The 24,597-nt window shown below is 33.9% G+C and carries 22 protein-coding genes; 11 read left to right on the top strand and 11 right to left on the bottom strand.

Features of this window, described 5'->3' with window-relative positions; genetic code table 11:
• Positions 1 to 33: 33 nt before the first annotated feature.
• Complete coding sequence (locus tag ABD859_RS08205; RefSeq protein WP_345142739.1) at positions 34 to 1,881, top strand: hydrolase/aminopeptidase; 1,848 nt, start codon at positions 34 to 36, stop codon at positions 1,879 to 1,881.
• A gap of 86 nt (positions 1,882 to 1,967) precedes the next feature.
• Here ABD859_RS08205 and ABD859_RS08200 read toward each other — a convergent pair whose 3' ends face one another.
• On the bottom strand, positions 1,968 to 3,209 hold the full coding sequence (locus ABD859_RS08200) for a glycosyltransferase (protein ID WP_345142737.1): 1,242 nt from the start codon (positions 3,207 to 3,209) through the stop codon (positions 1,968 to 1,970).
• A gap of 114 nt (positions 3,210 to 3,323) precedes the next feature.
• Between ABD859_RS08200 and ABD859_RS08195 the strand changes: the two genes are divergently transcribed.
• Positions 3,324 to 3,905, top strand: coding sequence for a MiaE family protein (locus ABD859_RS08195; protein ID WP_345142735.1), 582 nt, complete (start codon positions 3,324 to 3,326; stop codon positions 3,903 to 3,905).
• A 57-nt stretch (positions 3,906 to 3,962) separates the two neighbouring features.
• A complete protein-coding gene (locus ABD859_RS08190; protein WP_345142732.1) occupies positions 3,963 to 6,671 on the top strand; it encodes an AsmA family protein in 2,709 nt (902 codons plus the stop codon).
• A 55-nt stretch (positions 6,672 to 6,726) separates the two neighbouring features.
• Here the strand turns inward: ABD859_RS08190 and ABD859_RS08185 are convergent, their stop codons facing one another.
• The 3 genes from ABD859_RS08185 to rplU all read right to left on the bottom strand — a co-directional run bounded on the left by ABD859_RS08185 (position 6,727) and on the right by rplU (position 8,881).
• Positions 6,727 to 8,019, bottom strand: coding sequence for a hypothetical protein (locus ABD859_RS08185; protein ID WP_345142729.1), 1,293 nt, complete (start codon positions 8,017 to 8,019; stop codon positions 6,727 to 6,729).
• Between the two features lie 136 nt (positions 8,020 to 8,155).
• Positions 8,156 to 8,416 (bottom strand): 50S ribosomal protein L27, encoded by a 261-nt coding sequence (gene rpmA / locus ABD859_RS08180; RefSeq protein ID WP_008466657.1) that lies wholly within the window; start codon positions 8,414 to 8,416, stop codon positions 8,156 to 8,158.
• A gap of 24 nt (positions 8,417 to 8,440) precedes the next feature.
• Entirely contained in the window at positions 8,441 to 8,881 is a 441-nt protein-coding gene (gene rplU / locus ABD859_RS08175) for a 50S ribosomal protein L21 (protein ID WP_057121326.1), read from the bottom strand.
• Between the two features lie 273 nt (positions 8,882 to 9,154).
• Between rplU and ABD859_RS08170 the strand changes: the two genes are divergently transcribed.
• A complete protein-coding gene (locus tag ABD859_RS08170; RefSeq protein WP_345142724.1) occupies positions 9,155 to 10,477 on the top strand; it encodes a M16 family metallopeptidase in 1,323 nt (440 codons plus the stop codon).
• Positions 10,478 to 10,490: 13 nt separating this feature from the next.
• Positions 10,491 to 12,539, top strand: coding sequence for a M16 family metallopeptidase (locus ABD859_RS08165; protein WP_345142721.1), 2,049 nt, complete (start codon positions 10,491 to 10,493; stop codon positions 12,537 to 12,539).
• 104 nt (positions 12,540 to 12,643) lie between these two features.
• Here ABD859_RS08165 and ABD859_RS08160 read toward each other — a convergent pair whose 3' ends face one another.
• On the bottom strand, positions 12,644 to 12,877 hold the full coding sequence (locus tag ABD859_RS08160; protein WP_345142718.1) for a hypothetical protein: 234 nt from the start codon (positions 12,875 to 12,877) through the stop codon (positions 12,644 to 12,646).
• Between the two features lie 328 nt (positions 12,878 to 13,205).
• Positions 13,206 to 14,072: a DMT family transporter gene (locus ABD859_RS08155; RefSeq protein WP_345142715.1), complete on the bottom strand. Its 867-nt coding sequence runs from the start codon at positions 14,070 to 14,072 to the stop codon at positions 13,206 to 13,208.
• A 101-nt stretch (positions 14,073 to 14,173) separates the two neighbouring features.
• Between ABD859_RS08155 and ABD859_RS08150 the strand changes: the two genes are divergently transcribed.
• Positions 14,174 to 14,554, top strand: a complete 381-nt coding sequence (locus ABD859_RS08150) for a heavy-metal-associated domain-containing protein (RefSeq protein ID WP_345142712.1) — start codon at positions 14,174 to 14,176, stop codon at positions 14,552 to 14,554.
• Positions 14,555 to 14,619: 65 nt separating this feature from the next.
• On the opposite strand, the gene gldD is transcribed toward ABD859_RS08150, so the two are convergent.
• Genes gldD through ABD859_RS08135 form a run of 3 tightly spaced genes read right to left on the bottom strand, consistent with a single transcriptional unit; the run spans position 14,620 to position 16,939 of the window.
• The gene (gene gldD, locus ABD859_RS08145; RefSeq protein WP_345142709.1) at positions 14,620 to 15,180 is read right to left on the bottom strand and encodes a gliding motility lipoprotein GldD; all 561 of its coding nucleotides are present in this window, start codon (positions 15,178 to 15,180) and stop codon (positions 14,620 to 14,622) included.
• Positions 15,180 to 16,475: a gliding motility-associated protein GldE gene (locus ABD859_RS08140; protein WP_345142706.1), complete on the bottom strand. Its 1,296-nt coding sequence runs from the start codon at positions 16,473 to 16,475 to the stop codon at positions 15,180 to 15,182. Before ABD859_RS08140 ends, gldD begins: the two co-directional genes overlap by 1 nt.
• Before the next feature lie 23 nt (positions 16,476 to 16,498).
• A complete protein-coding gene (locus tag ABD859_RS08135; RefSeq protein WP_345142704.1) occupies positions 16,499 to 16,939 on the bottom strand; it encodes a single-stranded DNA-binding protein in 441 nt (146 codons plus the stop codon).
• A gap of 229 nt (positions 16,940 to 17,168) precedes the next feature.
• On the opposite strand from ABD859_RS08135, the gene ABD859_RS08130 reads away from it, so the two are divergent.
• The gene (locus ABD859_RS08130; protein WP_345142703.1) at positions 17,169 to 17,507 is read left to right on the top strand and encodes a DUF2085 domain-containing protein; all 339 of its coding nucleotides are present in this window, start codon (positions 17,169 to 17,171) and stop codon (positions 17,505 to 17,507) included.
• Positions 17,508 to 17,527: 20 nt separating this feature from the next.
• Positions 17,528 to 17,767, top strand: coding sequence for a hypothetical protein (locus tag ABD859_RS08125; protein ID WP_345142700.1), 240 nt, complete (start codon positions 17,528 to 17,530; stop codon positions 17,765 to 17,767).
• A gap of 32 nt (positions 17,768 to 17,799) precedes the next feature.
• Here ABD859_RS08125 and mutY read toward each other — a convergent pair whose 3' ends face one another.
• On the bottom strand, positions 17,800 to 18,834 hold the full coding sequence (gene mutY, locus ABD859_RS08120) for an A/G-specific adenine glycosylase (protein ID WP_345143888.1): 1,035 nt from the start codon (positions 18,832 to 18,834) through the stop codon (positions 17,800 to 17,802).
• 140 nt (positions 18,835 to 18,974) lie between these two features.
• Here mutY and ABD859_RS08115 point away from each other — a divergent pair, with 140 nt between their 5' ends.
• From ABD859_RS08115 to ABD859_RS08105, 3 genes are all read left to right on the top strand, one after another.
• A complete protein-coding gene (locus ABD859_RS08115) occupies positions 18,975 to 19,265 on the top strand; it encodes an HU family DNA-binding protein (RefSeq protein ID WP_007805026.1) in 291 nt (96 codons plus the stop codon).
• Between the two features lie 383 nt (positions 19,266 to 19,648).
• Positions 19,649 to 21,193: an Rne/Rng family ribonuclease gene (locus ABD859_RS08110; protein ID WP_345142696.1), complete on the top strand. Its 1,545-nt coding sequence runs from the start codon at positions 19,649 to 19,651 to the stop codon at positions 21,191 to 21,193.
• 139 nt (positions 21,194 to 21,332) lie between these two features.
• Positions 21,333 to 22,103 (top strand): hypothetical protein, encoded by a 771-nt coding sequence (locus ABD859_RS08105; RefSeq protein ID WP_345142693.1) that lies wholly within the window; start codon positions 21,333 to 21,335, stop codon positions 22,101 to 22,103.
• 6 nt (positions 22,104 to 22,109) lie between these two features.
• On the opposite strand, the gene pbpC is transcribed toward ABD859_RS08105, so the two are convergent.
• A complete protein-coding gene (gene pbpC / locus ABD859_RS08100; protein WP_345142690.1) occupies positions 22,110 to 24,485 on the bottom strand; it encodes a penicillin-binding protein 1C in 2,376 nt (791 codons plus the stop codon).
• Between the last annotated feature and the right edge of the window lie 112 nt (positions 24,486 to 24,597).

The raw sequence follows: 24,597 nt of genomic DNA, 5'->3' as shown, positions 1-24,597 counted from the left end.
AATTTTCCTTCTTAAACCCAATACTTCATAAAAATGAAAAAACTAACCGTTCTAATTTTGTTTCTTTCTGCACTTGCCTGCCAGAAAAAAGAACAAACCGAAAAAACGACAGCCGTTGTCGACGAACACAGTTATTCTAAACCAGAACTTGCTGTTGTAAAACACCTTGATCTTGACATTAAAGTAGATTTTGATACTCAGACTATTTCAGGAAAAGCATCTTGGACGATTGACAATAGCAGCAAAGGAAATGAAATTATTTTCGACGAAAACACGCTAAACATTACAAAAGTAACTTTGGGTGACGACGAAAAAGAAACCAAATTCGAACTAGGAAAAGATGTTGAGTTTCACGGAAAACCACTTCATATTACTATCGAGCCAAATACAACCAAAGTCAACATCTATTATAACACCACAAAAGATGCTGTTGCGTTACAATGGTTAAAACCAGAACAAACAGCAGACAAAAAGAAACCTTTTGTATTCTCTCAGGGAGAAAGTGTTTGGTCACGTACCTGGATTCCTTGTCAGGATTCGCCGGGAATTCGTTTTACTTATAATGCAAAAGTTACTGTTCCTAAAGATTTATTAGCCGTAATGAGCGCCGTAAACCCTCAGAAAAAAAACGACACAGGAGTTTATACTTTTAAACAAGACAAAGCAATTCCATCATATTTAATGGCAATTGCAGTTGGAGATATTGAATTTCAGTCTATTGACAATAGAACTGGAGTTTATGCTGAACCTTCTGTTTTAAAAAGCGCCGCTTACGAATTTTCAGAATTAGGTAAAATGGTAAATGCTGCCGAAAAATTATACGGACCATACCGCTGGGGACGTTACGATGTTTTGGTTTTACCTCCAAGTTTCCCTTACGGTGGAATGGAAAACCCAAATTTAACTTTCTTAACTCCGGGCGTAATTGCAGGAGATCGTTCGCTTACAAGTCTTTTAGCTCATGAATTAGGACACAGCTGGAGCGGAAACTTAGTTACAAACGCAACTTGGGATGATATCTGGCTAAACGAAGGTTTTACAACTTATGTAGAACATAGAATTGGAGAAGCTATTTTTGGCAAAAAAGAATTCGAAATGCAGAATGTTATCACTAACAAAGAATTAGTTGATAACGTAGCAGAATATGGCGATACAAATCCAGACACCAGATTAAAAGTTAGTTTAACGAATAGAAATCCAGATGACGGAATCAGCCAAATTCCTTATGTAAAAGGTTATGCTTTTTTAAGAGTGATTGAAAATGCCGTTGGACGTGAGAAATTTGATCCGTTTATCAAAAATTATTTTGATTCTCATGCATTCAAGTCAATTACAACAGAAGATTTCGTAAAATACATTAACGAAAATCTTATTAAAGGAGACAAAACTTTAGCAGATAAAATCAAATTAGAAGACTGGATTTACAAACCGGGAATTCCATCTAATATAGTTCCTGTAAGTTCAGCAGATTTTGACGCTATTGATAAAATCCAAAGCAGCTGGAGAGAAACTGGTGTTGCAGGTTTAAGCAAAAAAATCACGACAACAGCAGAAAAACAGCATTTTATAGATCATCTTCCGGCCAATATTACACCAAAAGAAATGGAAGCAGTTGACAAAGAATTCAACTTTACAAAAGGCGGAAATTTCATTATCAAACGCCAATGGTTTGTTCAGGCAATTCGTAACGATTATAAAGCAGCAAATCCTGCAATCGAACAATTTTTAATTGGAAGCAGCAGAACAGGATCTGTAATGATGCTTTACAAAGAAATGGCAAAAACTCCAGAAGGAAAAACGTGGGCAAAACAGATTTTCGATAAAGCAAAATCTGGTTATCATGCTACTACCGTTCAGGCGGTTGAAGGTATTTTGAAATAGTCTTTTAATCAAAGTTCTAGTCACAGTTCTCAGTCGCAGTTTTCAGTTTTAATTACTGATTACTGCGACTGAAAACTGTAACTTTTTTATTTATTCTTCGCTTCAATCCATTTAGACATATACATCGTGCTTTTATACGCATGATGCTGCAATAGATTACCCATAAAATTATGAAGACGATGATTTTCTGAATCTTCCAATAATTTTTTTACCATTGAAATTAACGAATCAGCATAATCACTTGTTTGATAACATTTATTAATGATTTCGATTCCGTTTATTTGAGATTGTTTCCAAAGATTTTCATCCTGATAAAGTTTAATCGCTTTTTTAGCAAATTCGACAGGATTGTCTTCAACAAACCCATTCCAAGATAAATCAGAATGCATGGCTTCAGAACCAACAGAAGTTGTTACACTTGGCGTTCCGCACTGCATCGCTTCTAATAATTTACCTTTTAAACCTGCACCAAAACGAATTGGCGCTAAAACCACTCTCGCTTTTTTAACCACTTCATTAGCATCTTCTGCCCTTCCCATTATATAAAATCCATTTTTAGGCGAATGGAGCTGCAAGACTTTCTGTGAAGGATATGCTCCGTAAACTTCCAAAACAGCATCTGGAAAATCTTTTTTTATGAAAGGCCAGACGGCTTCTTTTAAATATTGAACCGTATTCCAATTAGGTTCGTGAAGAAAATTTCCAATAAACACAAAATTCTTGCGGTCTTCAAAAGCAGGAAGTTCAAAAAGCTCCTTTTCTTCCATTCTATTCACTAAAAAAGGCAGATAAAACAATAAATCAGCATTTATCCTGAAATTCTCTTCTAAAATTTTCATTTCAAACTCAGAAATAATCAAAGACAAATCACATCTTAAAATACTGGCAATTTCGCGCTTTGCCACTTCTTCAGACAATAAATCAACAAGCTCAAAAGTTCGGTTTTCTTTAAAAGCTTTTTGCCTTGCAGTCCTTAAACAGTGTAAATCTTCGGTATCTAAAATTCGGATTGCTTTCGGGCATTTTTCAGTCACACGCCAGCCAAACTGTTCTTCGATCATAAATCGGTCAAACAAAACCACATCGGGATTTAATTCCGCCACAAAATCATCAAAACTTTCAGAATTGAGTTCGATGCTTTTTTTAATAACTCCAAATTCAGATAAATCAACCATAAAATCACTGTCTTGCGCGGCGCTTGCAAAAGTAATTTCAAAGCCGTTTTGCTTAAAAATCGAAATCAGCTGCATCATTCTTCCGCCTGCTGCAGAAGAATTTGGCTCAGGCCAGACAAACCCAATTATAAGAAGTTTTTTTATCTGATTCATGGTACTTTTTTTGAACATACAAAATAATACTTTTTTAAGCGTAATCCCTCGACATTTCCTGATTTTTAGCAATAAAAAACACTAATTTTGCACGAACTAAAATGCCGGGAAATTATGTTGGGATTAAAATTAGCTACAGACCCTCGATGGGTAAATATTGTGGAGTCAAACATTGAAGAAATTTTGACAGATCATGCATGGTGCGAACAAAAAGCTGCTTCAAATGCCATAAGTATCGTAACCTATAATTCTGAAATAGAAGAATTAGTAACCGAAATGCTGGAAATTGCCAGAGAAGAACTGGAACATTTTCAAATGGTTCATAACATCATCAAACAGCGCGGATTAACTTTAGGACGCGAAAGAAAAGATCATTATGTAAATGAACTTTTAAAATTTATGAAAAAAGACGGAAGCCGTAGAGATGCTCTTTGTGACCGTTTATTATTTTCTGCTATGATCGAAGCCAGAAGCTGCGAACGTTTTAAGGTCCTTTCAGAAAATATTCAGGATCCTGAACTGGCTAAATTTTATCGTGATTTAATGATTTCAGAAGCCGGACATTATACTACTTTTTTAGGGTTTGCCCGAAAATATCAAGACAATATCGACATCGACAAACGATGGAAAGAATGGATTGAATATGAAGGTTCTATTATTACCAATTATGGTAAAAATGAAACCGTTCACGGATAACAAGCCAAAACTTTTCTCATTGCCCCAAATCAATTAAAATACCGCATCTACGCCTATATGTCTAAAATTACTTCAAAACCTTTTTTATTAAAAACTGCTAAATATACCGGAATTACACTTGTCGTAATTTTAACATTACTTTTTTTAACCCCGATTCTGTTTGCTGATCAGATTAAAGAAAAAATAAAAAAAACAGCAAACGAAAGCTTAAGCGCAGAACTTAATTATTCAGATGTTTCTGTTTCATTCTTTCAGCACTTTCCATCTTTAACTTTAACCTTAACCGACTTACAATTAAACGGTTCTGCGCCGTATAAAAATGAAAAGTTCATTACCGCAAAAGAGGTTTCTTTTGGTATTGACGTTATCAGTTTAATTTTTGGTAAATCAGCAAAAATTGACGAAATCTATTTATCAGATTCCTTTATTAATGTAAAAGTAAACCCAAAAGGAGAAGCAAATTACAATGTCTATAAATCCAATACACAAGATTCTAAATCTGAAGACAGCACTAATACAGCTTTAAAACTAGACAGAATAGAGATCCTAAATAGTAAAATTATTTATGACGACCAATCGACCAAAGTGCATTTTGATGCTTTTGGCTTTAATTATTTAGGAAAAGGCGATTTAGATAAAGCCGTATTTGACCTTCATTCAAAAGCAAAAATTGAGAAGCTGAATATCATTTACGATAACGAACCTTACTTAATGAACAAAAAGGTAAATGCCGACCTGATTACTCAGGTCAACATGAACTCTTTGTCATTCTTTTTTCAGCAAAACAATTTAAAAATCAATCAGCTTTCAGTTGATTTTAAGGGTAATTTTGATTTCCTTAAAGATGGCTATAACATGGATTTTGTTATTAAATCTGATGATAGCGAGCTCTATGATGTATTTACAGCTTTCCCGCCAAAATACGTTACCTGGCTCTCTAAAACGGAGTTAAAAGGAAACACCAATTTACTTTTGACCTTAAAAGGAAAGTATATAGCATCGCAAAACATTGCGCCTGATTTGAATTTTGATTTAAAAATAGAAGATGGCTTTATAAACTACGACAATAGTGATTTCCCGGTTTCGGACTTAAATATCGAGATCAAAAGCAAGCTGCCTTCATTAAAGCCAAATTTACTAATTGTAGATGCCGCAAATTTATCATTAAATGTAGGTGACGATTATTTAAAATCGAGATTTTACTTAGAAGGAATAGACGCACCAAAAGTAGATGCTGAATTTAAAGCTAAAATGGACCTTGCAAAACTTAATAAAGGAATAGGAGTTCCAGGTCTAACACTAAGAGGTATTTTGACTGGAGATGTTAAGGCAAAAGGTATATTTGATAGAAAAAATAAGCTTTTCCCTGTTGCAAACGGTACAATCGATTTAAAGAATGGATTTGTAAAAACAAGTTACTACCCTAACCCTATTACAGATATTGAGTTTAAAACTACGATTGAGGATAAAAAAGGAACGTTTCAAGATCTAAAATTAAACCTTAAACATGCTCAATTTACTTTTGAAGGAAAACCATTCTTTGTTCAGGCATTGTTAAATAATTTTGACGACTTAAATTACGATGTTACAGCAAAAGGCGAACTTGATGTAAAAAAGATATACAAAGTTTTCTCTCATAAAGGATTAAGTTTAGATGGTTTTATAAAAGCTGATTTGGCTTTGAAAGGCAGGCAAAGCGACGCCATAAATGGAAACTATAACAAATTAAACAATAAAGGAACTCTTGAAATTCGAAACATAGGGATTGCTTCAGAATTTCTGCCGCAAAAATTTATTATAAGAGATGGTCTTTTTAAAATCGATCAGGATAAAATTTTATTTAATAATTTCCTTGCATCTTACGGACAGTCTGATTTTAAAATGAATGGTTATTTGCAGAATGCTATTAACTACGCAACAAGAAAAAACGGAATTCTAAAAGGTTCGTTTACTGTCGCTTCGAAATTTATTAATGTAGACGAATTTATGTTTAACAATACCCCAGCCACTCATGCAAAGAGCAAAACTAAGCAATCTGGGGTTATCATAATTCCTGATAAATTTGATTTAGAACTTACGGCCAATGCTCAAAAAGTTTATTTTGACAAATTAATACTTGAAAATGCCGGCGGCAGCCTAAAAATAAACGACAACAAACTTACAATGCAGCAAACAGGCTTTAACTTAATTGGCTGTCACGTTGTTATGAATGGAAGTTATCAGGCTGTTGACACTCAAAATGCTCATTTTGATTATAAAATCAAAGCATCTGATTTTAACATAAAAAGAGCTTACAATGAAATAGACGTATTCAGAAAAATGGCAAGCGCTGCAGAAAAAGCACAAGGAATTGTTTCGCTTGACTATCAACTGCGAGGCAGATTAAACGGAAATATGAACCCCGTTTACCCTTCTCTTACCGGCGGCGGAATACTTTCTGTAAAAGACGTAAAAGTTAGAGGTCTAAAAATGTTTAGTGCTGTAAGTAAACAAACAGGAACTGAATCTATGAAAAATCCTGATGTTTCTAAAGTTGATATCAAAACAACTATCAAGAACAACATCATGACCGTAGAACGCTTTAAATTTAAATTTGCAGGCTTTAGACCAAGAATTGAAGGAACAACAAGCCTGGACGGGAAACTAAACTTAAAAATGCGTTTAGGATTACCTCCTTTCGGAATTTTCGGAATTCCATTAACAGTCACAGGAACACAGGATAATCCAAAAATAAAAGTCGGCCGCAAAACGGAAGAACCAGAATAAACAAAAAACACAAATTACCTTTGTCAAAGCTCAAAACTTTGACAAAGGTTTTTTTTTAGTTTACAAACAAAGTTTTAGAAATATACAAAATACCTTTTCCCATAAGCCATAGCAAAGCTGCAGCTCCAAGTAATTTCCACGCCCATATTTTACTGGTTTTTCCGTTAGGAAAAAATGAAAACAGCTCTAAGTATTTTATAATTATATAAATACTCGCCGCAATTATAGCAAACCATATAAGATCATTTATACGAACATGAAAACCGTATAAAAAAACAGCCGACAGAAAAAGAACCGTCACAAACTGCAGGTAATAATAGTTGTTAAAACCAATTCTGTAATTCTCTTTTGTAGATAAAACCAAAAACGAAAACAATAACAAAACCGTCAGAGCCGATATTACATTATAAAAAAGCGGATTCCATTGAAGAGCCAGCACGACAACGGCAATAAGCGCTATAACGGTAAACCCCCCAAGCGAGCTGATACTTCTTGTTCTGTTGTCATTTTTAAAAGGAAACAAAACAGGATATAAATATTTCTCTAAAAATCGCCAGAACGGCAAAGCATAAATTGCTGCAATTCCAGACAAAACTATTTCATAGTTATAAAAAACATCTTCCGGAACTTTGTACAATATATACAAAAGCGCCAGCGTAAGCACAAACGCAGGAATACAAACCGTTTTTACAGTTTCCCAGGGATCTGTTCCCCAAAAATTATGTTTTAGCTTAAAAGCATATTTATTAATAAAATATTCTCTTGTAAATATTGCTGTAGACTGACTCCAAAGCAAACATAATCCTACGTGAATAATAACGGTGCGAAATACAAATTCTTCAACAGTACAGCCGTAAAATATACAAATCACACTTATTATCAGCAATTCATAAGTAAGCAGAACAGGAGAAAACAAAAATCTGAATAAAGGCGCAAGATGTTTAATTAAAAAGTCAATAAGCAGATTCCAGTACTTTTTAAACAATGCAATAACGGCGCAGATAGCAATAAAAGCCGATAAATAAAACATCCAGTTGGTGAGCAGCTGCGTCTGCATCCAAAATTGAATTGCCGAGTTTTTTGGAGCAGTGTATAAAACCTGAGAATTAGCATAAACCTGCAATGCCAGCTCATCTCTTACTTTATCGTCTAATTTTGGAAATTCATTTTTATGTTTCAGCCAAAATTGATTTGTATTAAAACCATTCTTTTTAAGAACTGCAAATTCATACAAAACACTTTTCTGTTTATCATTTAATGAACTTAAACTACCGCTTACGCTGTCTGAAACAGATTTTCCATACATACTGAAGTTCAACAGCAGTATAAAATATATTATTTTTTTCAACTTCTAAATTTTAAAATATCAAAAGAATTAAAAATCCTCGACGACAAATATAAGTTTTAAAGTCTTTCAAAAAATACAAAAACAAAAAACCCGATCTTTTCAGATCGGGTTTTGTAAAAAGTAATCTTTATGATTATTATGCCTCAAATGGAATAATAGATACATAAGATTTGTTATCTCTTTTCTTTTGGAACTTAACAACTCCATCAACTTTTGCATGTAAAGTGTGATCTTTACTAATGTAAACGTTTTCACCTGGATTGTGTTTAGAACCTCTTTGTCTTACGATGATGTTCCCAGCAATAGCAGCTTGTCCACCATAAATCTTAACGCCTAGACGTTTTGATTCTGATTCTCTACCATTCTTCGAACTACCGACACCTTTCTTGTGAGCCATGACGTATGAGTTTAAATATTGTTATTATTCTTTAGTAGTCTCTTTTTTTGCTTTTGGAGCTGCTGCTTTTTTTGCTTTTGGAGCTTCTTCAGTAGCTGCCGGAGCTTCTTCTGCTACAACTGCTTTTTTAGCTGCTGCTTTTTTAGTTCCACCTGCTGCAGTAATACCTTCAATTACAATTTGTGTAAGATATTGTCTGTGACCATTTCTTTTTTTGTATCCTTTTCTTCTTTTCTTTTTGAAAACGATAACTTTATCACCTTTTAAGTGTTGTAACACTTTAGCTTCTACTGAAGCACCTTCTATAGCTGGGGCGCCTAAAGTTACATTTCCGTTATCATCTAATAAAAGAACTTTGTCAAAAGAAACTTTTGAACCTTCTTCGTTAGCTAAACGGTGAACATAAACCTTTAAGTCTTTGCTTACTTTAAATTGTTGCCCTGCTATCTCTACGATTGCATACATACCAAATTGATTTATTGATTTTTAAGGTTGCAAATATACAACTAAAAATTTACTGTGCAATCTCTTATTCTAAAAATATTTATTTCTCTTTAAAGTCTGTTTTTCAAGCACTTTTAGAATAAAATCCCGACTTAATTATATGTAAATTACTGTTAAATTTCAAACTGCTATTTTGAATTTTAGAAAACATCCATAAAAAAGGTTACTTTTGATGTAACTATAAACAATACTTGAATACCAATATTTATATAGGTATAAAATTTATTAATCTTTATGAAAAATTCAATAATGATGTTAAGTGCTGCACTAATGCTTGGCGGAGTGGCTCATGCTCAAAAAGTAGCTTTTGAAGAATATAATCTAGACAATGGCATGCATGTTATTCTGCATAACGATCCATCGGCTCCGGTGGTTATTACCTCTGTAATGTATCACGTAGGCTCAAAAGATGAGCGCCCGGATCGTACGGGTTTTGCACATTTCTTTGAACATTTATTATTTGAAGGAACACAAAACATCAAACGAGGCGAATGGATGAAAATCGTAACCGCAAACGGAGGTGTTAACAATGCCAATACATCTGACGACAGAACCTATTATTACGAAGTTTTTCCGTCTAACAATTTAGAGCTTGGTTTATGGATGGAATCTGAAAGATTAATGCATCCTATTATCAATAAAATTGGAGTTGAAACGCAAAATGAAGTTGTAAAAGAAGAAAAAAGAATGCGTTACGACAATCAGCCTTACGGAAATATTCTGCCTGAGGTTAAGAAAAATATGTTCAAAAATCACCCATACCGCTGGACAACTATCGGCTCTATGAAAGATTTAGATGCTGCAACTTTAGAAGAGTTTCAGGCATTTAATAAAAAATTCTATACGCCAAACAATGCCGTTTTAGTAGTTGCTGGAGATTTTGACACTACAAAAGCCAAAGAATGGGTTCAAAAATATTTTGGACCAATTCCTAAAGGTGAAGTCGTTAAAAAACAAACTTTTACCGAAGAACCAATAACACAGACAATCAAAGCAACTTATGAAGATCCAAACATACAAATTCCAATGGTTGTGGCTTCATACAGAACGCCGTCTATGAAAACAAGAGATGCGAGAGTTCTGGATATGATTTCTTCTTATTTGAGCGACGGAAAAAGCTCTAAACTATACAAGAAAATTGTAGACGATAAAAAAATGGCACTGCAAATTGGTGCTGTTGGTTTTAGTCAGGAAGATTACGGAACTTATATAGTATACGGACTGCCAATGGCGCCAAACACGACAGCCGATATTTTAAAAGAAATAGATGAGGAAATTGTAAAATTACAAACCGATCTTATTTCTGAAAAAGATTACGAGAAATTACAAAACAAATTCGATAACAACTTTGTAAACGCCAACTCAAGCGTAGAAGGAATTGCCGAAAATCTGGCTTCTTACTACTTATTGTATGGAGATGTAAATTTAATTAATACCGAAATCGACATTTACCATTCTATTACAAGAGAAGAAATCAGAGAAGTGGCCAAGAAATATCTAAACCCAAACCAGCGTTTAATTTTAGATTATGTTCCTTCTCCAAAATCTCAGAACTAAGAATTATCGAATCATGAAAAATATACATACTTTTTTAATCCTTTTATTCCTAACTGGAATTATGCAAGCACAAGATCGTCCACAACCAAAACCAGGAAACCCGCCGGTAGTAAACATAAAAAAACCTCAGACATTTGTTTTAGCAAATGGAATGAAAGTGTTAGTTGTTGAAAACCATAAATTACCTCGTGTAAGTTTTAACCTTACATTAGATAATGCTCCTTTTACCGAAGGAAACAAAAAAGGTGTCGACGAATTAACAACCAGTTTAATTGGTAACGGAACTAAAAAAACTTCAAAAGAAGCTTTTAATGAAGAAATTGATTTTTATGGCGCCAACATCAACTTCACCTCTCACGGTGCTTTTGCAAGCGCACTTTCTAAATATTCCGGTCGTGTTTTAGAACTTTTAGCCGAAGGCGCTTTACAGCCAAATTTTACGCAGACAGAATTTGAAAAAGAAAAAGCAAAACTTCTTGAAGGCCTTAAAGCCGATGAAAAAAGCGTTCCTGCTATTTCAAACCGCGTGGTAGATGTTTTAGCTTTTGGAAAAAATCATCCTAACGGCGAATATCTTTCTGAAGAAACTGTGAAAAACGTTACTCTAGCCGATGTTGAAAATAATTACAAAACTTATTTCGTTCCAGAAAATGCATATTTGGTCATTATTGGAGACGTTAAGTTTAAAGAAACCAAAACGGCTGTAGAAAAACTTTTCAGCGGATGGAAAAAACAAGCCGCTCCAAAAAACACGTATCCAAATCCGGAAAACGCATCGAAACTTCAAATTGATTTTGTTGACGTTCCAAATGCTGTACAATCAGAGATTTCTTTGGTAAATACAGTAAATTTAAAAATGAGCGATCCTGATTTTTTCCCTGCTGTAATTGCAAATCAAATTTTAGGAGGCGATTTCAACAGTTATTTAAACATGAATTTACGCGAACAGCACGCTTGGACATACGGCGCAAGTTCAAGCATTGGAAGCGGTAAATATGTAACCAAATTCAAAGCTTCGTCTGCAGTTAGAAATACCGTTACAGACAGCGCTGTGGTTCAGTTTATAAAAGAAATTAAAAGAGTCCGCACAGAAAGAGTCGATCCAGAAGTATTAAGAAACGTAAAAGCCGGATATATTGGCCGTTTTGTAATGCAGGTCGAAAAACCTCAGGCCGTTGCGCGTTATGCTTTAAACATTGAAACAGAAAAACTTCCGGCAGATTTTTACGAAAAATACATTCAAACCATAAATAATGTTACTGCCGATGATATTTACCGCGTTGCAAACAAATATTTCTTACTTGATAATATGCGAATTGTTATTGTTGGTAAAGGTTCTGATGTAATTCCTGGTTTGGAAAAACTTCAGATTCCGATGTATTATTATGACAAATACGGAAATTCAATCGAAAAACCAGCTCTTAAAAAAGAAGCTCCCGCAGATGTTACCGCAAAAACTGTTTTTGAAAACTACATTAAAGCAATTGGCGGAGAAAAAGCTGTAACAGCAGTTAAAACGCTTAATATGACCGGAACAACATCTGTTCCTCAGGCTCCGGGACCGCTTACTTTTGTTTCTAAATTAGATTCTAACGGAAAAATGATGGTTTCGCTTTCTATGGGAACCATGGCTTTAATGAAACAAGTTGTAAACGATAAAGGCGCTTATATCGAGCAGCAGGGACAACGCAAAAAACTGGAAGGCGACGATTTAAAAGAAATGAAAGCAAACGCCGCTCCTTTTGAAGAATTGAAATTGGTAAAAAGAACTGATTTAAAAGTGAACAGCATTGAGCCAATTAACGGAAGCGATGCTTATGCTATAAAAGACGGCAACACAACACATTATTATGACGTAAAATCAGGATTAAAAGTAGCAAAATCTAAAGTTCGCGAACAAGGCGGAAAATCAGTTACACAAATCACAAACTTCAACGATTACAGAGAAGTAAAAGGTGTAAAAGTTCCGTTTAACCTGGTTCAGAATATTGGTTTTGAACTTGATATTAAAATGACTGATATTAAGATAAACGAAGGAGTTTCTGATGCAGATTTTCTTTAAAAGATGCTAAAAATAAGGTTCTAAGATTCTGAGATACTAAGGTTCTAAGATTTTATTTTAGAAAGCAAGAAAGGCTGTCAATTATGACAGCCTTTCTTGTTTGATTATTCAACATCCAGATAAGGATTTAAGATTTCGGCTAACTCGTTGAGCCAATAAAAACCTTCCAGTAAACCTTCCTTTTCAATCTCGAGTGTTTCGCAATCCCTAAGAATACTTAAAGTAAGTATGTAATTTAGTTTTCGGATTGTTTTTGCCAGAAGATCTGGATCAATCGAATTGTTCAAGAAATACTGCAATCTCAGTTCTGTTTCTTTTGAAAGAGTGTTTGTAATCATAATTTTGACGATTAGGAAAAATTAAAAAACCCGCATAGCTAAGGTGTCCTACGCCGTCAAAAGCGTTACGGTTGTTTCCAATACCGCCACCATACCACGCGGGCAAAATTTTCTTTGATTTCATAAATTGACGTTTAGGACTTCAAAGATATTCAAAAAGAACGAAAAAGACTACAATTATTTATAGATTTAAAATATTACTCAGAGTTTGTCATTTCGACGAAAGGAGAAATCACACGCGGGATTCGACACAGATTGTCGACTCCCTTTGCGGAATTTCTAGTGCGATTTCTCCTTTCGTTGAAATGACAAAAATGCGTTCAAAAAATTACTTTTTTGCTGATAAATAAACTCCAATCAAAATTATAAAAGCACCAAAAAACTGAATTGGCGTAAGCATTTCATTATCTAATAATCCCCAGAAAAAAGCAACAATAGGAATTAAGTATGTAACCGATGTTGCAAAAACGGGAGACGATATCTGAATCAATTTAAAGAACAAAATATTAGCAATTCCGGTTCCTAAAACACCTAATATCATCACAAATAAAATAGAATGCTGTGTTTCCTGTAAACTTAATTTCTGCGAAATATCTGTGGCTCCCAAAATAATCAGAGCCGGAATAAGCAAAACCATAAAATTTCCTGTCGTTATACTTACCGAATTTAAATCAGGAAGATATCTTTTAATCAAATTTACGTTTATAGCATAACATATTGTGGCAATAACAACCAAACCTACATAATAATAGTTTTGTTCCGGATGCGACGAAGCACCGCTTAAAACCAATAATAAACATCCTGCCAAACCCACAAAAACGCCCCAAACTTGTCTTTTTTGAAATTGAATTCCAAATAAAACAGCACCCAAAACCAATGTATTCAAAGGTGTAAGCGAATTCATTATAGCAACAATCGAACTATCGACCTGAGTTTCGGCAATTGCAAAAAGAAAAGCCGGAGTAAATGTTCCAAAAAAAGAAGTCAGGGCAACAAATTTCCATTGGCTTTTAGAAATCTTCGACAAACTTTTAAAACCAAAAATAAGCAAAAACAACGCAGCAAATATAATTCTGAAAGCGCCAACCTGAACTGCAGACAAGCCTACTAATCCTCTTTTTATCAAAATAAAAGAACTGCCCCAAACCAAAGACAATATTAATAAGTAGACCCACTTTAATTGTTTTGCATCCATAAAATGTATTTTACTGCAAATTTGTACTATTTTTAGGAACTGACCTCTCGTTTTTTATTAATTTTGCAAAGCACACAATTACTTAATTAAAATTAATTATAATGAAATTTACAAAAATCGTTGCCGCATTAGCTATTTCGGGTTTAGTATTCGTAAGCTGTAAAAAAGAAGAAGATAAAAATCTGGCTAACATTAAAAATATAGAAACCGAAGCTCCAAAAGCACACGTAGCAATTGCTGCAGAAAATGTTCAGACTGCAAGTTTTGAAATCGAAGGAATGACTTGTGCAATGGGATGCGCTAAAACTATTGAAAAAGAATTATCTAGTTTAGACGGTGTTGAAAAAGCAACTGTAGATTTCGACAAAAAAACAGCAACTGTTGTATTTGACAAAACGGTTCAAAATTCTGAATCATTAACTAAAGTTGTTCAGGAAACAGGAGACGGAAAAACATATAAAGTTTCAAACTTTAAATCGTAAGTTTAAACTTGATCAAAACAAAAACGGCGTTCAAATTGAACGCCGTTTTTTATTTCTTTTATTTCTTATTTCCACTTTAAAGTTTCCATTAATCGCTGCATATCATTTTTAATATAACTCGCCGCAGGCATAATTGAATCAAAATTAGGTTTTGCATAAAAATAAACCGATCCTGCTATGAAATGTTTTGTACTGTCGGTAACATAAAACTGAGAGTTTGTAGCCGCGTTTCCGTTAACCTGATAAAACATTCCGTAAACCTTTTTTTCCGGGTTTAAATATGGTTGTTCTAAAATATCATCGGCTTTAATTACGTGTTCGTAAGTAAGTTTTTGAGCATCTTTCAAAAGCTTTTCGATATTGCCGTTTACTGGTTTATAAGTCAGGTAAATGGTTGCTTTCATTTTTGGATATGTAATAGCAAATCCACAGTCTTTTTCGCCCTTAATAACCGCGTCTTCATTCATCTGAAAAACAAATGGGCAGTTATTCTCGAAATTAACATATTTAGCTTCCGGATAATCTAATCGAAGAAAACTTCCAGGTTTTGGCAGTACTTCATCTTTACAGCTTACAACCGTTAGTGTGAGCAAAATGGTACTTACTGCTATTATTTTTTTAAACATTATTCTATTGTTACTTTTATTTGTTTTACGCGCTTTTTGTCGACGGTTTCAATGGTAAAAACACAGTTTTCAAAAGCGACTTTCTGATCTTTTTTAGGAAAATTGCCCAGAATTTCTAAAATAAATCCGGCCAGAGTTTCAGCTTCACCTTTATGAGACTCAAAAACATCTTCATCAACATCTACAATCCTGTAGAAATCTTTCAGGTTAATTTTTCCTTCAAAGAGAAAATTCTTTTCGTCGATTTGCGAGAAATTTAAATTTTCGTCGTCAAACTCGTCACTAATATCTCCTACTATTTCTTCGATTACATCTTCTAAAGAAACCAGTCCCGATGTTCCGCCATATTCGTCAACCACAATGGCAAGGTGGCTTTTAAGACTTTGGAAATCTTTTAAAAGATTATCGAGCTTTTTATTTTCGGGAACAAAAAATGGTTCTCTTAATAACGAAGCCCAGTCAAAATCGTCTTTATCAATATGCGGCAGTAAATCTTTAACAAACAAAACACCTTCTATCTGGTCAATATTGTCACGATAAACCGGAATTCTCGAAAATCCTTTTTCTATAATTTTAGGATAAATTGCCGAAAATGTTTCTGTTATTTCCAAAGCAAATATATCAATCCTTGGACTCATAACCTGCTTGGTATCTGTATTTCCAAAAGAAACAATTCCTTCCAGAATTTTTTGTTCCTCGGTTGATGTTCCTTCAGAATCTGTTAATTCTAAAGCCTGAGAAAGCTGATTTATCGAAAAATTATTTTTTTGTTTTCCTAACTTATTATGCAAATATAAGGTAACACTTCGCATGGGCAAGCTTATTGGCGAAAGCAATTTGTCTAAAATAGAGATTGAATACGCAAAACGTTTGGCAAATTTCACATTGTTTCGGCTGGCGTAAACTTTTGGCAGAACTTCTCCAAACAATAAAATAAGGAAAGTAACAAGTATTACTTCTAAAATGAATTTTAAAGCCGGAGATTCAATGGCTTCAAAAATATTTCTTCCCATGAAAGAAAACAAAATCACTACGCCAATGTTTAAAAAATTATTGGCGACTAATAATGTGGCTAAAAGTTTTTTGGGTTTATCTAAAAGATCAGAAATAATTTTTCCTTTTGAACCATTTTCCTGAATGGTATCGTCAATATCTTTTTGTGATAAAGAAAAAAGTGCAACTTCTGCACCTGAAACAATTGCTGACAAAAACAGCAAAATAAATATTCCGACAAAACCAATTATTAAATTGGTGTCTAAAGTTGTAGTAAAAAGTAAACTGGGCTCCGGGTCCAAACTATATAAAATTAGTTAAACAATCAAAAAGGCAAATCATTTATTGGCAAGCCTTCATTAGATGCATCAAAGTTAGTATTTTTTGCGGATTCCTGCTCTTGATTTGGTTTATGATTTGCAGTTTCTTTTTTGGTAGTCAAGAAAGTAAACTCAGTAACCTGAATTTCGGTAGTATATTTCGTTGTACCGTCTTCTGCCTGCCATTGTCTCGATTTTATACGTCCTTCAATATAGATTTTATCTCCTTTAGAAAGATATTTTTCGCAAATCTCAGCTGCTTTATTGCGCACCACAAGATTATGCCACTCAGTTGAAGTTATTTTCTCATTGGTAGTTTTATTAATATAAACTTCATTAGTTGCCAGCTGAAAACGTCCGATACAATTTCCTCCATCGAAATAATGCATTTTCACATCATCGCCCAAATGACCAATAAGCATGACTTTATTTAATGTTCCATTCATAATTAATAGCGGTATTTCTACCAAAGATACATTTTTTTAGCAAATTAATTCCTGCTTTTCTAAAAATTGTAAAAACAGGGCAGCAAAGGAAATATTTTAGCTAAACTTAAGCAATAATTTTTTAAAGTCTGCTGATTTTATTTTTCGAATACAGCACAGACCTTCAAACAGATGTTAAGTCTTAATAATATCTTGTTAAATTTAAAAAATAATACTGTATTTTTGAAATATGAGAAAAATTGAATTTGTAAGCTGTCACAAACTTCCCGAAAGATCTTTTTTCTATAAAGGAAAACAATTTCCTTTTTGCGCAAGATGTACCGGCATTTATGTTGGCTACTTCATTTTCATTCCGCTTTTATGGTTCATAAAAATAGATATTTACTGGGCCTTGCTTGCAATTGCACCAACAATGATCGACGGTCTTACACAAGCTTATTTTAATAGAGAAAGCACTAATTTCCTTCGTTTTTCAACTGGTATTTTAGCGGGTTACGGTTTAGCCGGACTTTCTGATTTTATTGCCTATTGGACAGTTTATTGCTTTACTCACTTCATTTTAAATTAACTACTAAAAACTATATAATTATGTCTGAAGAAAACTCAAATTTTGATGAATTCGAAAAGAAAAACGACAAATCACAACAAGATCTAAGTACTGGACTTAAAGTATTATCGTTTTGTATTCCGCTGGCGGGGGCAATTATTTATTTTGTAAAAAAGAATGATGAACCTGTGGCTGCAAAATCTGCCTGTAATATGGCTTTAATTGGTTTTGCTGTTGGAATCGTTGTGAGAATAATTCAATACGCCGCTGCAGGAGTATAAATATGAAAACCGACTTTTAGAGTCGGTTTTTTTTATAACTTCTCAATAAAATTGTAGATCACTATAGGAAAAGGGAAAGTTTTAATTTTCTCAAATTCGATTCCATCCTTTATTTCCTCTTTTATTTTTATTTTCCAAAACTGAATATGCAGATGCTGGTGCGAAAGTTTGTGAATTACTGTTGCTTCACTGCATTCTTCAATACCTATTATAGTATATATAGGAAACATTTGTTTTTTGACAGCATTCGATATATAATCAAAATCTTTAATCTCGTTTGTTTCCAAAAGCGGAAACTCGTATAAATTATGCCAAATGCCTTTTGTGGTTCTTTTTTGTATTACAGAATTTCCGGTAGCATCTTCTAAAACAAAATAATTAAAAAACCGATTGGTAATTTTTGTCTTTTTTATTTTAACAGGAAGCTCGTTAACTTTCTTTTTCTGCAAAGCCAGGCAGCTTTCGTTAAAAACACAAATATTACAATTTGGATTTTTGGGCACACACTGCAGCGCTCCAAACTCCATTATTGCCTGATTAAACGTTGCAGGATCATCTTTGGGCATTAATTCATAAGCCAGCTGGGCAAATTCTTTTTTAGAGGCCGGCAGCATTATATCTGAATCAATATCAAAATAACGGGAAAGAACCCTAAAAACATTTCCGTCGACAACAGGAACTGGTTCATTATAAGAAAACGACGCAATGGCTGCGGCCGTGTATTCTCCTACTCCTTTTAAAGTAAGAAGCTCTTTATAAGTCTGCGGAAAAACTCCGTTTAGCTCGTAAGCGATATATTTTGCGGTATTGTGCAGGTTTCTAGCTCTTGAGTAATATCCTAGCCCCTGCCAAAGTTTTAAAACTTGTTCTTCTGAGGCATCTGCGAGATCAAAAATCGTAGGAAATTCTTTTGTAAAAGCAAAAAAGTAAGGCATTCCTTGCACAACTCTAGTCTGCTGCAGCATAATTTCTGAGAGCCAAATATGGTATGGATTGGCTGTTTTTCGCCATGGAAGATCACGTTTATTTTGTAAATACCATTTTATCAGTCTGTTATGAAAAACCATGCTTAAATCCTTAAATTGCAAAAGTAAATGTTTATGTAATTAAAATTTAACGAATTAGCTTGATTAATTATTTTTTTAATTCCTATATTTGCAAACTCAAAAAAATAGTACACCATTTATAAAATAAAATAGGAAAGAAAATGACGAAAGCAGATATCGTAGCGAAAATTTCAGAGAAATTAGGTCTTGAAAAAGGAGATGTTCAAGCAACAGTAGAAACTTTTATGGAAGAAGTAAAAACTTCTTTAGAAACAGGAGACAACGTTTACCTAAGAGGTTTTGGTAGTTTTATTGTAAAAACCAGAGCTGAAAAAACAGGTAGAAATATCTCTAAAAACACTACAATTAAAATCCCAGCACACAACATCCCTGCTTTTAAACCAGCAAAAGTATTTGTTGAAGGAGTTAAAACAAACAACGAAGCAAAATAATATTAATTAACATAAAATCTGACACGATATGCCAAGTGGTAAAAAAAGAAAGAGACATAAGGTAGCTACTCACAAACGTAAAAAAAGAGCGAGAGCTAACCGCCACAAAAAGAAAAAGTAGTTTTAAACTACTTTTTTCTTTTTAAAAGTTCATTGAAATTGAAAATTAGTATTCAGTCATCAGTATTTAGTGTTCAGTCCACTGATTACTTAGAACTGCAAACTGCCAGCTAGTTTTCGCCGGGTATAATACCTGTTTAAAATATTGTTTAATCCATCTGTAGAATAAGATTTTAGATTTTAGACTTAAGATTTTAGATTTTTTAATCTATGCTCTTCTCTCTTTCTCTATTTTCTGAAAAAAACAGATAAAAATTTACAGTGTGAATAAAGAATTAATCATTAGATCTAGTTCTGAAGCAGTAGATTTTGCCTTATTAAAAGATGGAAAACTAATTGAATTACACAAAGAAGAAGAGAAAAGCAACTTTCAGGTTGGTGATATTTTTATTGCTAAAATCAGAAAACCAGTTGCCGGATTAAATGCTGCTTTTGTAAATGTAGGTTTCGAAAAAGATGCCTTTTTACATTATCATGATTTGGGTCCAAACTTAGCTTCTCAGTTGAAATTCATAAAACTTGTAAGCGCAGGTAAATTAAAAGATTTCTCCCTAAAAACCTTTCAGTTTGAAAAAGAGATTGACAAAGATGGCATCATTACTGATATTTTAAGTGCCAATCAATCTGTCTTAGTTCAAGTTGTTAAAGAACCTATATCAACCAAAGGCCCAAGAATAAGTGCTGAGCTTTCTCTTGCCGGAAGATTTATTGTTCTAGTTCCTTTTTCTGATCGAGTTTCTATTTCACAGAAAATAGAAGACAAAAAAGAAAAGGATCGTCTAAAAAAACTTGTTCTATCGATCAAACCTAAAGGATTTGGTGTTATTGTTCGTACAGTAGCCGAAGGCAAAAACGTAGCCGAATTAGAAAAAGATTTGCAGAACCTGCTTGGCAGATGGTCTGCAATGTGTAAAAAATTACCAACTGCTCATCATCCATCAAAAGTATTAGGAGAGCTTAACAGAGCTTCTTCAATATTAAGAGATGTATTTAACGATACCTTCAGCGGTATTCAAATAGATGATGAAGAGTTGTACCATCAAACGAAGGAATATCTGCAGGAAATTGCACCTTCAAAACAATCGATTGTTAAGTTTTATCAATCAAATGACACTCCCATTTTTGAGAAATACAATATAGAGAGACAAATCAAAACTTCTTTTGGAAGAACTGTTTCAATGAGTAAAGGGGCTTACCTTATCATCGAACATACTGAAGCTCTTCACGTTATAGACGTAAACAGCGGAAACCGTTCTAACAAGGCAACTAACCAAGAAGACACAGCCATGGAAGTGAATATGATTGCTGCTGCAGAAATCGCAAGACAACTTCGTCTGCGTGATATGGGCGGTATAATCGTAGTTGATTTTATCGATATGTCGAATCCAGAAAACAGGAAAGTTTTGTTCGACTTCTTGCGAGAAGAAATGAGCGACGATAAAGCAAAGCATAAAATATTACCGCCAAGTAAATTTGGTTTAGTCCAGATTACCAGACAGCGAGTAAGACCAGAAGTTAATATCAAAACCAGAGAGGAAGATCCTAATAAACATAATGGTGAAATTGAAGCTCCAATTTTAATCATTGACAGGATCACCGCTGATTTAGAAAGACTTTTAAAAACCCACAATAAGGTTGTATTAAATACACACCCGTTTGTGGCTGCATACCTCAGCAAAGGTTTTCCATCATTACGTTCAAAATGGTTTTTTGAACATAAGAAATGGGTGAAAATCATACCTCGTGACGCTTACACGTATTTAGAATATCATTTCTACGATAAAAAAGGAAATGTTATTTCAGAATAAAATAAGAAACCGCCTTTCGAAAGACTGGCGGTTTTTTTGTTTTTATTTGTCTTATACTTGTACAAAAAAAACTTTTAAGAGATATAAAAATAACAAAGCTTATTTATTTTTGAAGTTCTTAAAATTAATCTTTCAGCATATGCAGATCAGTTTTCGTTCCGGTTTTCTAATACTATTTTTTTGCTTATTCTTTTTAAAATTATCAGCTCAAAACGATACTATATTTTTTGACAAAGACTGGAAAATTTCCACTAAAGAAAACGCTCTGTATTATAGAATAAATCCCTTAAAAATAAAAACAAAAAAAGCTATTGGATATGAAACCGGCACTGATTCTCTTTTTGTAATTAAGGATTATTATATAAACAATAACAAATTACAATTCAAAGGCTATTCAATTGATAAAGATGCTAATTATTTAGCCGGAAAAGCCGTTTGGTATGATGAAAATAACCGCGAATCGTATTCTCAGGATTTTAATTACAAGCAAACCTATTATCATTCTAATCGTTTTCAATTTCCAGAGTCATTAATCCTGAATTTATCCTATTCTTATGCTCAAAGAAATCAATTTACAGCTGGTTTAGAATATTGGAAATGCGGATCTGGTGAAACTAAGGCATTTTTTGGAATTGGATATGGAATAACCAGTTATAATAACAAATATTACGGATTACCTGATTTACATCTTTCTGTAAACAGAAATTTATTGTTTATTAAAGCCGGAACTTCAAACAGGCACGCTTATGCATTAGCAGGAGTATCTGCTTTTAATATGATGGATCTGGGAATTGGATATTCATTACCCTATAGTAATATAAACAATCCTGTAATTAAGGGTTTTACTTTTGGCATTACTTTTAGAATCACTAAAAATCCTGATGCTTACCAAAAACTAAAAATAATGTAATATTATTTATTCCCTTACAATCTCAATTTTCCTTCTAATTTCATTTCCAGAAGCATCAACAACGGTAATATAATGTATTCCGGTTGTAGGTGTAATTGGCAGTTCGTGAAAGGTTTTGGTTGTGGCTTTATACACATTATCAACATACCAAAATAGTTCCTTATCTCTTTCAGAATAGGCCACTTTTAAAATTACGGGCTGCACATTGCTGTTAAAATCCTTTGTTAAATAGATCTTACTGTTTGCCTTTGGATAAATAAAATCCATCGTAGTAGTTTGTGTTGCTTCGCATCCTTCTTTAAACGGTGGCAAAGGCAGGTATTCAATATGCTGGCTCTTGTAATACCAAGCCATAACGGGAGGCAGCACAAACCAGTTTTTGGTAATGATATTATCTACATTTTCACAACTGCTATTAACCTGAAATTGTTCTGTTTTATCTAGATGAATAGTTTTATGATATGGACAAACCTTTGTCGATTTTCCTTTTTTAGAAACCCATTGTTTTATTTTCGGACAATTGTCTTTTGCCAGATAACCGCTTAAACGGCAAACCTCAACTTCTGCCAAATCCTGATAAGGTGTATCAAACCATCTTTGTCTCGGCAGTAAATTAAACACATCAAACAAAACAGGTGCCGCACTGGTAACTCCTGTTAAGGTAGGACGACCTTCTCCAGTTGCGTTTCCTACCCAAATGCCGACAACATATTTTGAATTTGTTCCAATAGCCCACGCATCTCTGTTTCCAAAACTGGTTCCGGTTTTCCAAGCAATTTTAAGCGAACTGTCATAAAACTTCCACGCTTCATCTCCTTCCGGTCTGTTCACTTCTTCCATTGCCTTGTAAGTGAGCCAAATTGATCCTGCACCTAGAATATTCTTTTGGTTGGTTTCTGAGCCAAAATCAGGCTTAAAATCGTTTTTATAATTAAGTTCAGTAAATTCGCTGGTTCTGTATTTTCCATTATTTTTAGTGAAATAATTAACCGTAGACGAAAGATTTGCATAGGTTCTACACAAATCCCACAAATTACTTTCTGCTCCTCCCAAAATAAGCGACAATCCGTAATGATCTGGTGTTTTATTAATATTCTTTAATTTGAATTTCTGCAGTTCTTCATAAAACTTATTTACACCGAAATCCTGAAGCATTAATACTGCCGGAATATTTAAAGATCGTGATAATGCACGATGCGCAGGAACAGCTCCGTCAAAAGTTAAATTAAAATTTTGGGGCGTATAGCCTGAAATCTGCGTTGGAATATCTGCAATTAAAGTATTTGGCAATAACTCTCCGTCATCGAGCATGGCACCGTACAAAAGCGGTTTTAAAATACTTCCTGTACTTCGTGGAGCATCTATAATATCAACATCTTTTTGGTGATCTGAATCTGCAGGAGCATTTCCCACATAACTCATTACATTTCTGCTCTGAACATCAATAACCAAAATCGCCAGATTATGAACTTCATTCTGTTTATATTGATTGTAGTAATATCTCGCAATTTGATTAACTCTGTTTTGCAGTGCGTAATCAATTGTAGTTTTTACTCTGGTTCCCTCTTCGCTCTTTGCGACTCTCTGCAATAAATGAGGTGCAATTTGAGGCAGGTCGTATGGTTTTTGAGGCAATGGTTCTTCTATCGAAAGTTCGTACGTCTGTTTGTCTAATATACCTTCCTGATGCAGTTTTAATAAAAGTCGGTTTCGCTTATTTAATAGTTTTATCTGATTTTTTCCGGGATAAATCAAACTTGGCGCATTTGGTAAAACTGCCAGAACCGCATTTTCTGCCCACGACAACTGATTGGACTGAACGCCGAAATAACGCCATGAAGCCATTTCAAGACCCACTACATTTCCTCCAAATGGCGCATGCGCAGCGTACATTTCCAGAATTTCATTTTTAGAATAGCCCAATTCTAATCTCGTGGCAAGAATAATTTCGATTAGTTTTTCAAAATAGGTTCTGTTTTTTCCTTTTCGCGAAAGCCTTATAACCTGCTGTGTCAGTGTACTTCCACCTCTGACTACTTTTCCGGCTTTTCGATTTTGTTTAAAAGCATTAATCATTGCTCCGGGATTAAACCCTGGATGCTTATAGAAATACTCATCTTCAAAATACACAATGCATTTCTTGAATTTATCAGGAACGCTGTCCTGAGCAGGAAAACGCCATTGTCCGTCTCTGGCAATTTTAGCACCAAGCAGTTCCCCTTCTTTACTTTCTATAACGGTCGAATAGGGTTCTTTGAATAAAGTTCGGGGTATCGAAAAATAGTAAATCAGCAAGAGCAGAAATGCAATTGCTGATTTTATCTTATTCTTTTTTATCCAGTTTATAATGCGTTGAAAGAACGCCATAAGTTTATTTTTCAATACTTGTTGTTTTACCGCAAAGACGCAAAGATATACGCAACGTTCGCAAAGTTTTCTCTCACAGATTCCGCAGATTTAACTGATTTTATTTTATCTGCTTGATCTGCAAAAT

This window comes from Flavobacterium ginsengiterrae (genome assembly GCF_039539785.1).
Taxonomy (GTDB): Bacteria; Bacteroidota; Bacteroidia; order Flavobacteriales; family Flavobacteriaceae; genus Flavobacterium; species Flavobacterium ginsengiterrae.
Note: the sequence above shows the minus strand (reverse complement) of the source record. Positions and strands in the feature narration are given on the sequence as shown.

Excerpts from the sequence above, each read along its gene's own strand:
- mutY (WP_345143888.1), bottom strand. The coding sequence starts at position 18,834 with ATGGTTTTTCATAACAGACTGATAAAATGGTATTTACAAAATAAACGT.
- gldD (WP_345142709.1), bottom strand. The coding sequence starts at position 15,180 with ATGTTTAAAAAAATAATAGCAGTAAGTACCATTTTGCTCACACTAACG.
- ABD859_RS08190 (WP_345142732.1), top strand. The coding sequence starts at position 3,963 with ATGTCTAAAATTACTTCAAAACCTTTTTTATTAAAAACTGCTAAATAT.
- ABD859_RS08170 (WP_345142724.1), top strand. The coding sequence starts at position 9,155 with ATGAAAAATTCAATAATGATGTTAAGTGCTGCACTAATGCTTGGCGGA.
- ABD859_RS08205 (WP_345142739.1), top strand. The coding sequence starts at position 34 with ATGAAAAAACTAACCGTTCTAATTTTGTTTCTTTCTGCACTTGCCTGC.
- rplU (WP_057121326.1), bottom strand. The coding sequence starts at position 8,881 with ATGTATGCAATCGTAGAGATAGCAGGGCAACAATTTAAAGTAAGCAAA.
- ABD859_RS08160 (WP_345142718.1), bottom strand. The coding sequence starts at position 12,877 with ATGATTACAAACACTCTTTCAAAAGAAACAGAACTGAGATTGCAGTAT.
- ABD859_RS08130 (WP_345142703.1), top strand. The coding sequence starts at position 17,169 with ATGAGAAAAATTGAATTTGTAAGCTGTCACAAACTTCCCGAAAGATCT.
- rpmA (WP_008466657.1), bottom strand. The coding sequence starts at position 8,416 with ATGGCTCACAAGAAAGGTGTCGGTAGTTCGAAGAATGGTAGAGAATCA.
- ABD859_RS08195 (WP_345142735.1), top strand. The coding sequence starts at position 3,324 with ATGTTGGGATTAAAATTAGCTACAGACCCTCGATGGGTAAATATTGTG.
- ABD859_RS08200 (WP_345142737.1), bottom strand. The coding sequence starts at position 3,209 with ATGAATCAGATAAAAAAACTTCTTATAATTGGGTTTGTCTGGCCTGAG.
- ABD859_RS08125 (WP_345142700.1), top strand. The coding sequence starts at position 17,528 with ATGTCTGAAGAAAACTCAAATTTTGATGAATTCGAAAAGAAAAACGAC.
- ABD859_RS08150 (WP_345142712.1), top strand. The coding sequence starts at position 14,174 with ATGAAATTTACAAAAATCGTTGCCGCATTAGCTATTTCGGGTTTAGTA.
- ABD859_RS08165 (WP_345142721.1), top strand. The coding sequence starts at position 10,491 with ATGAAAAATATACATACTTTTTTAATCCTTTTATTCCTAACTGGAATT.
- ABD859_RS08135 (WP_345142704.1), bottom strand. The coding sequence starts at position 16,939 with ATGAATGGAACATTAAATAAAGTCATGCTTATTGGTCATTTGGGCGAT.
- ABD859_RS08105 (WP_345142693.1), top strand. The coding sequence starts at position 21,333 with ATGCAGATCAGTTTTCGTTCCGGTTTTCTAATACTATTTTTTTGCTTA.
- ABD859_RS08115 (WP_007805026.1), top strand. The coding sequence starts at position 18,975 with ATGACGAAAGCAGATATCGTAGCGAAAATTTCAGAGAAATTAGGTCTT.
- ABD859_RS08155 (WP_345142715.1), bottom strand. The coding sequence starts at position 14,072 with ATGGATGCAAAACAATTAAAGTGGGTCTACTTATTAATATTGTCTTTG.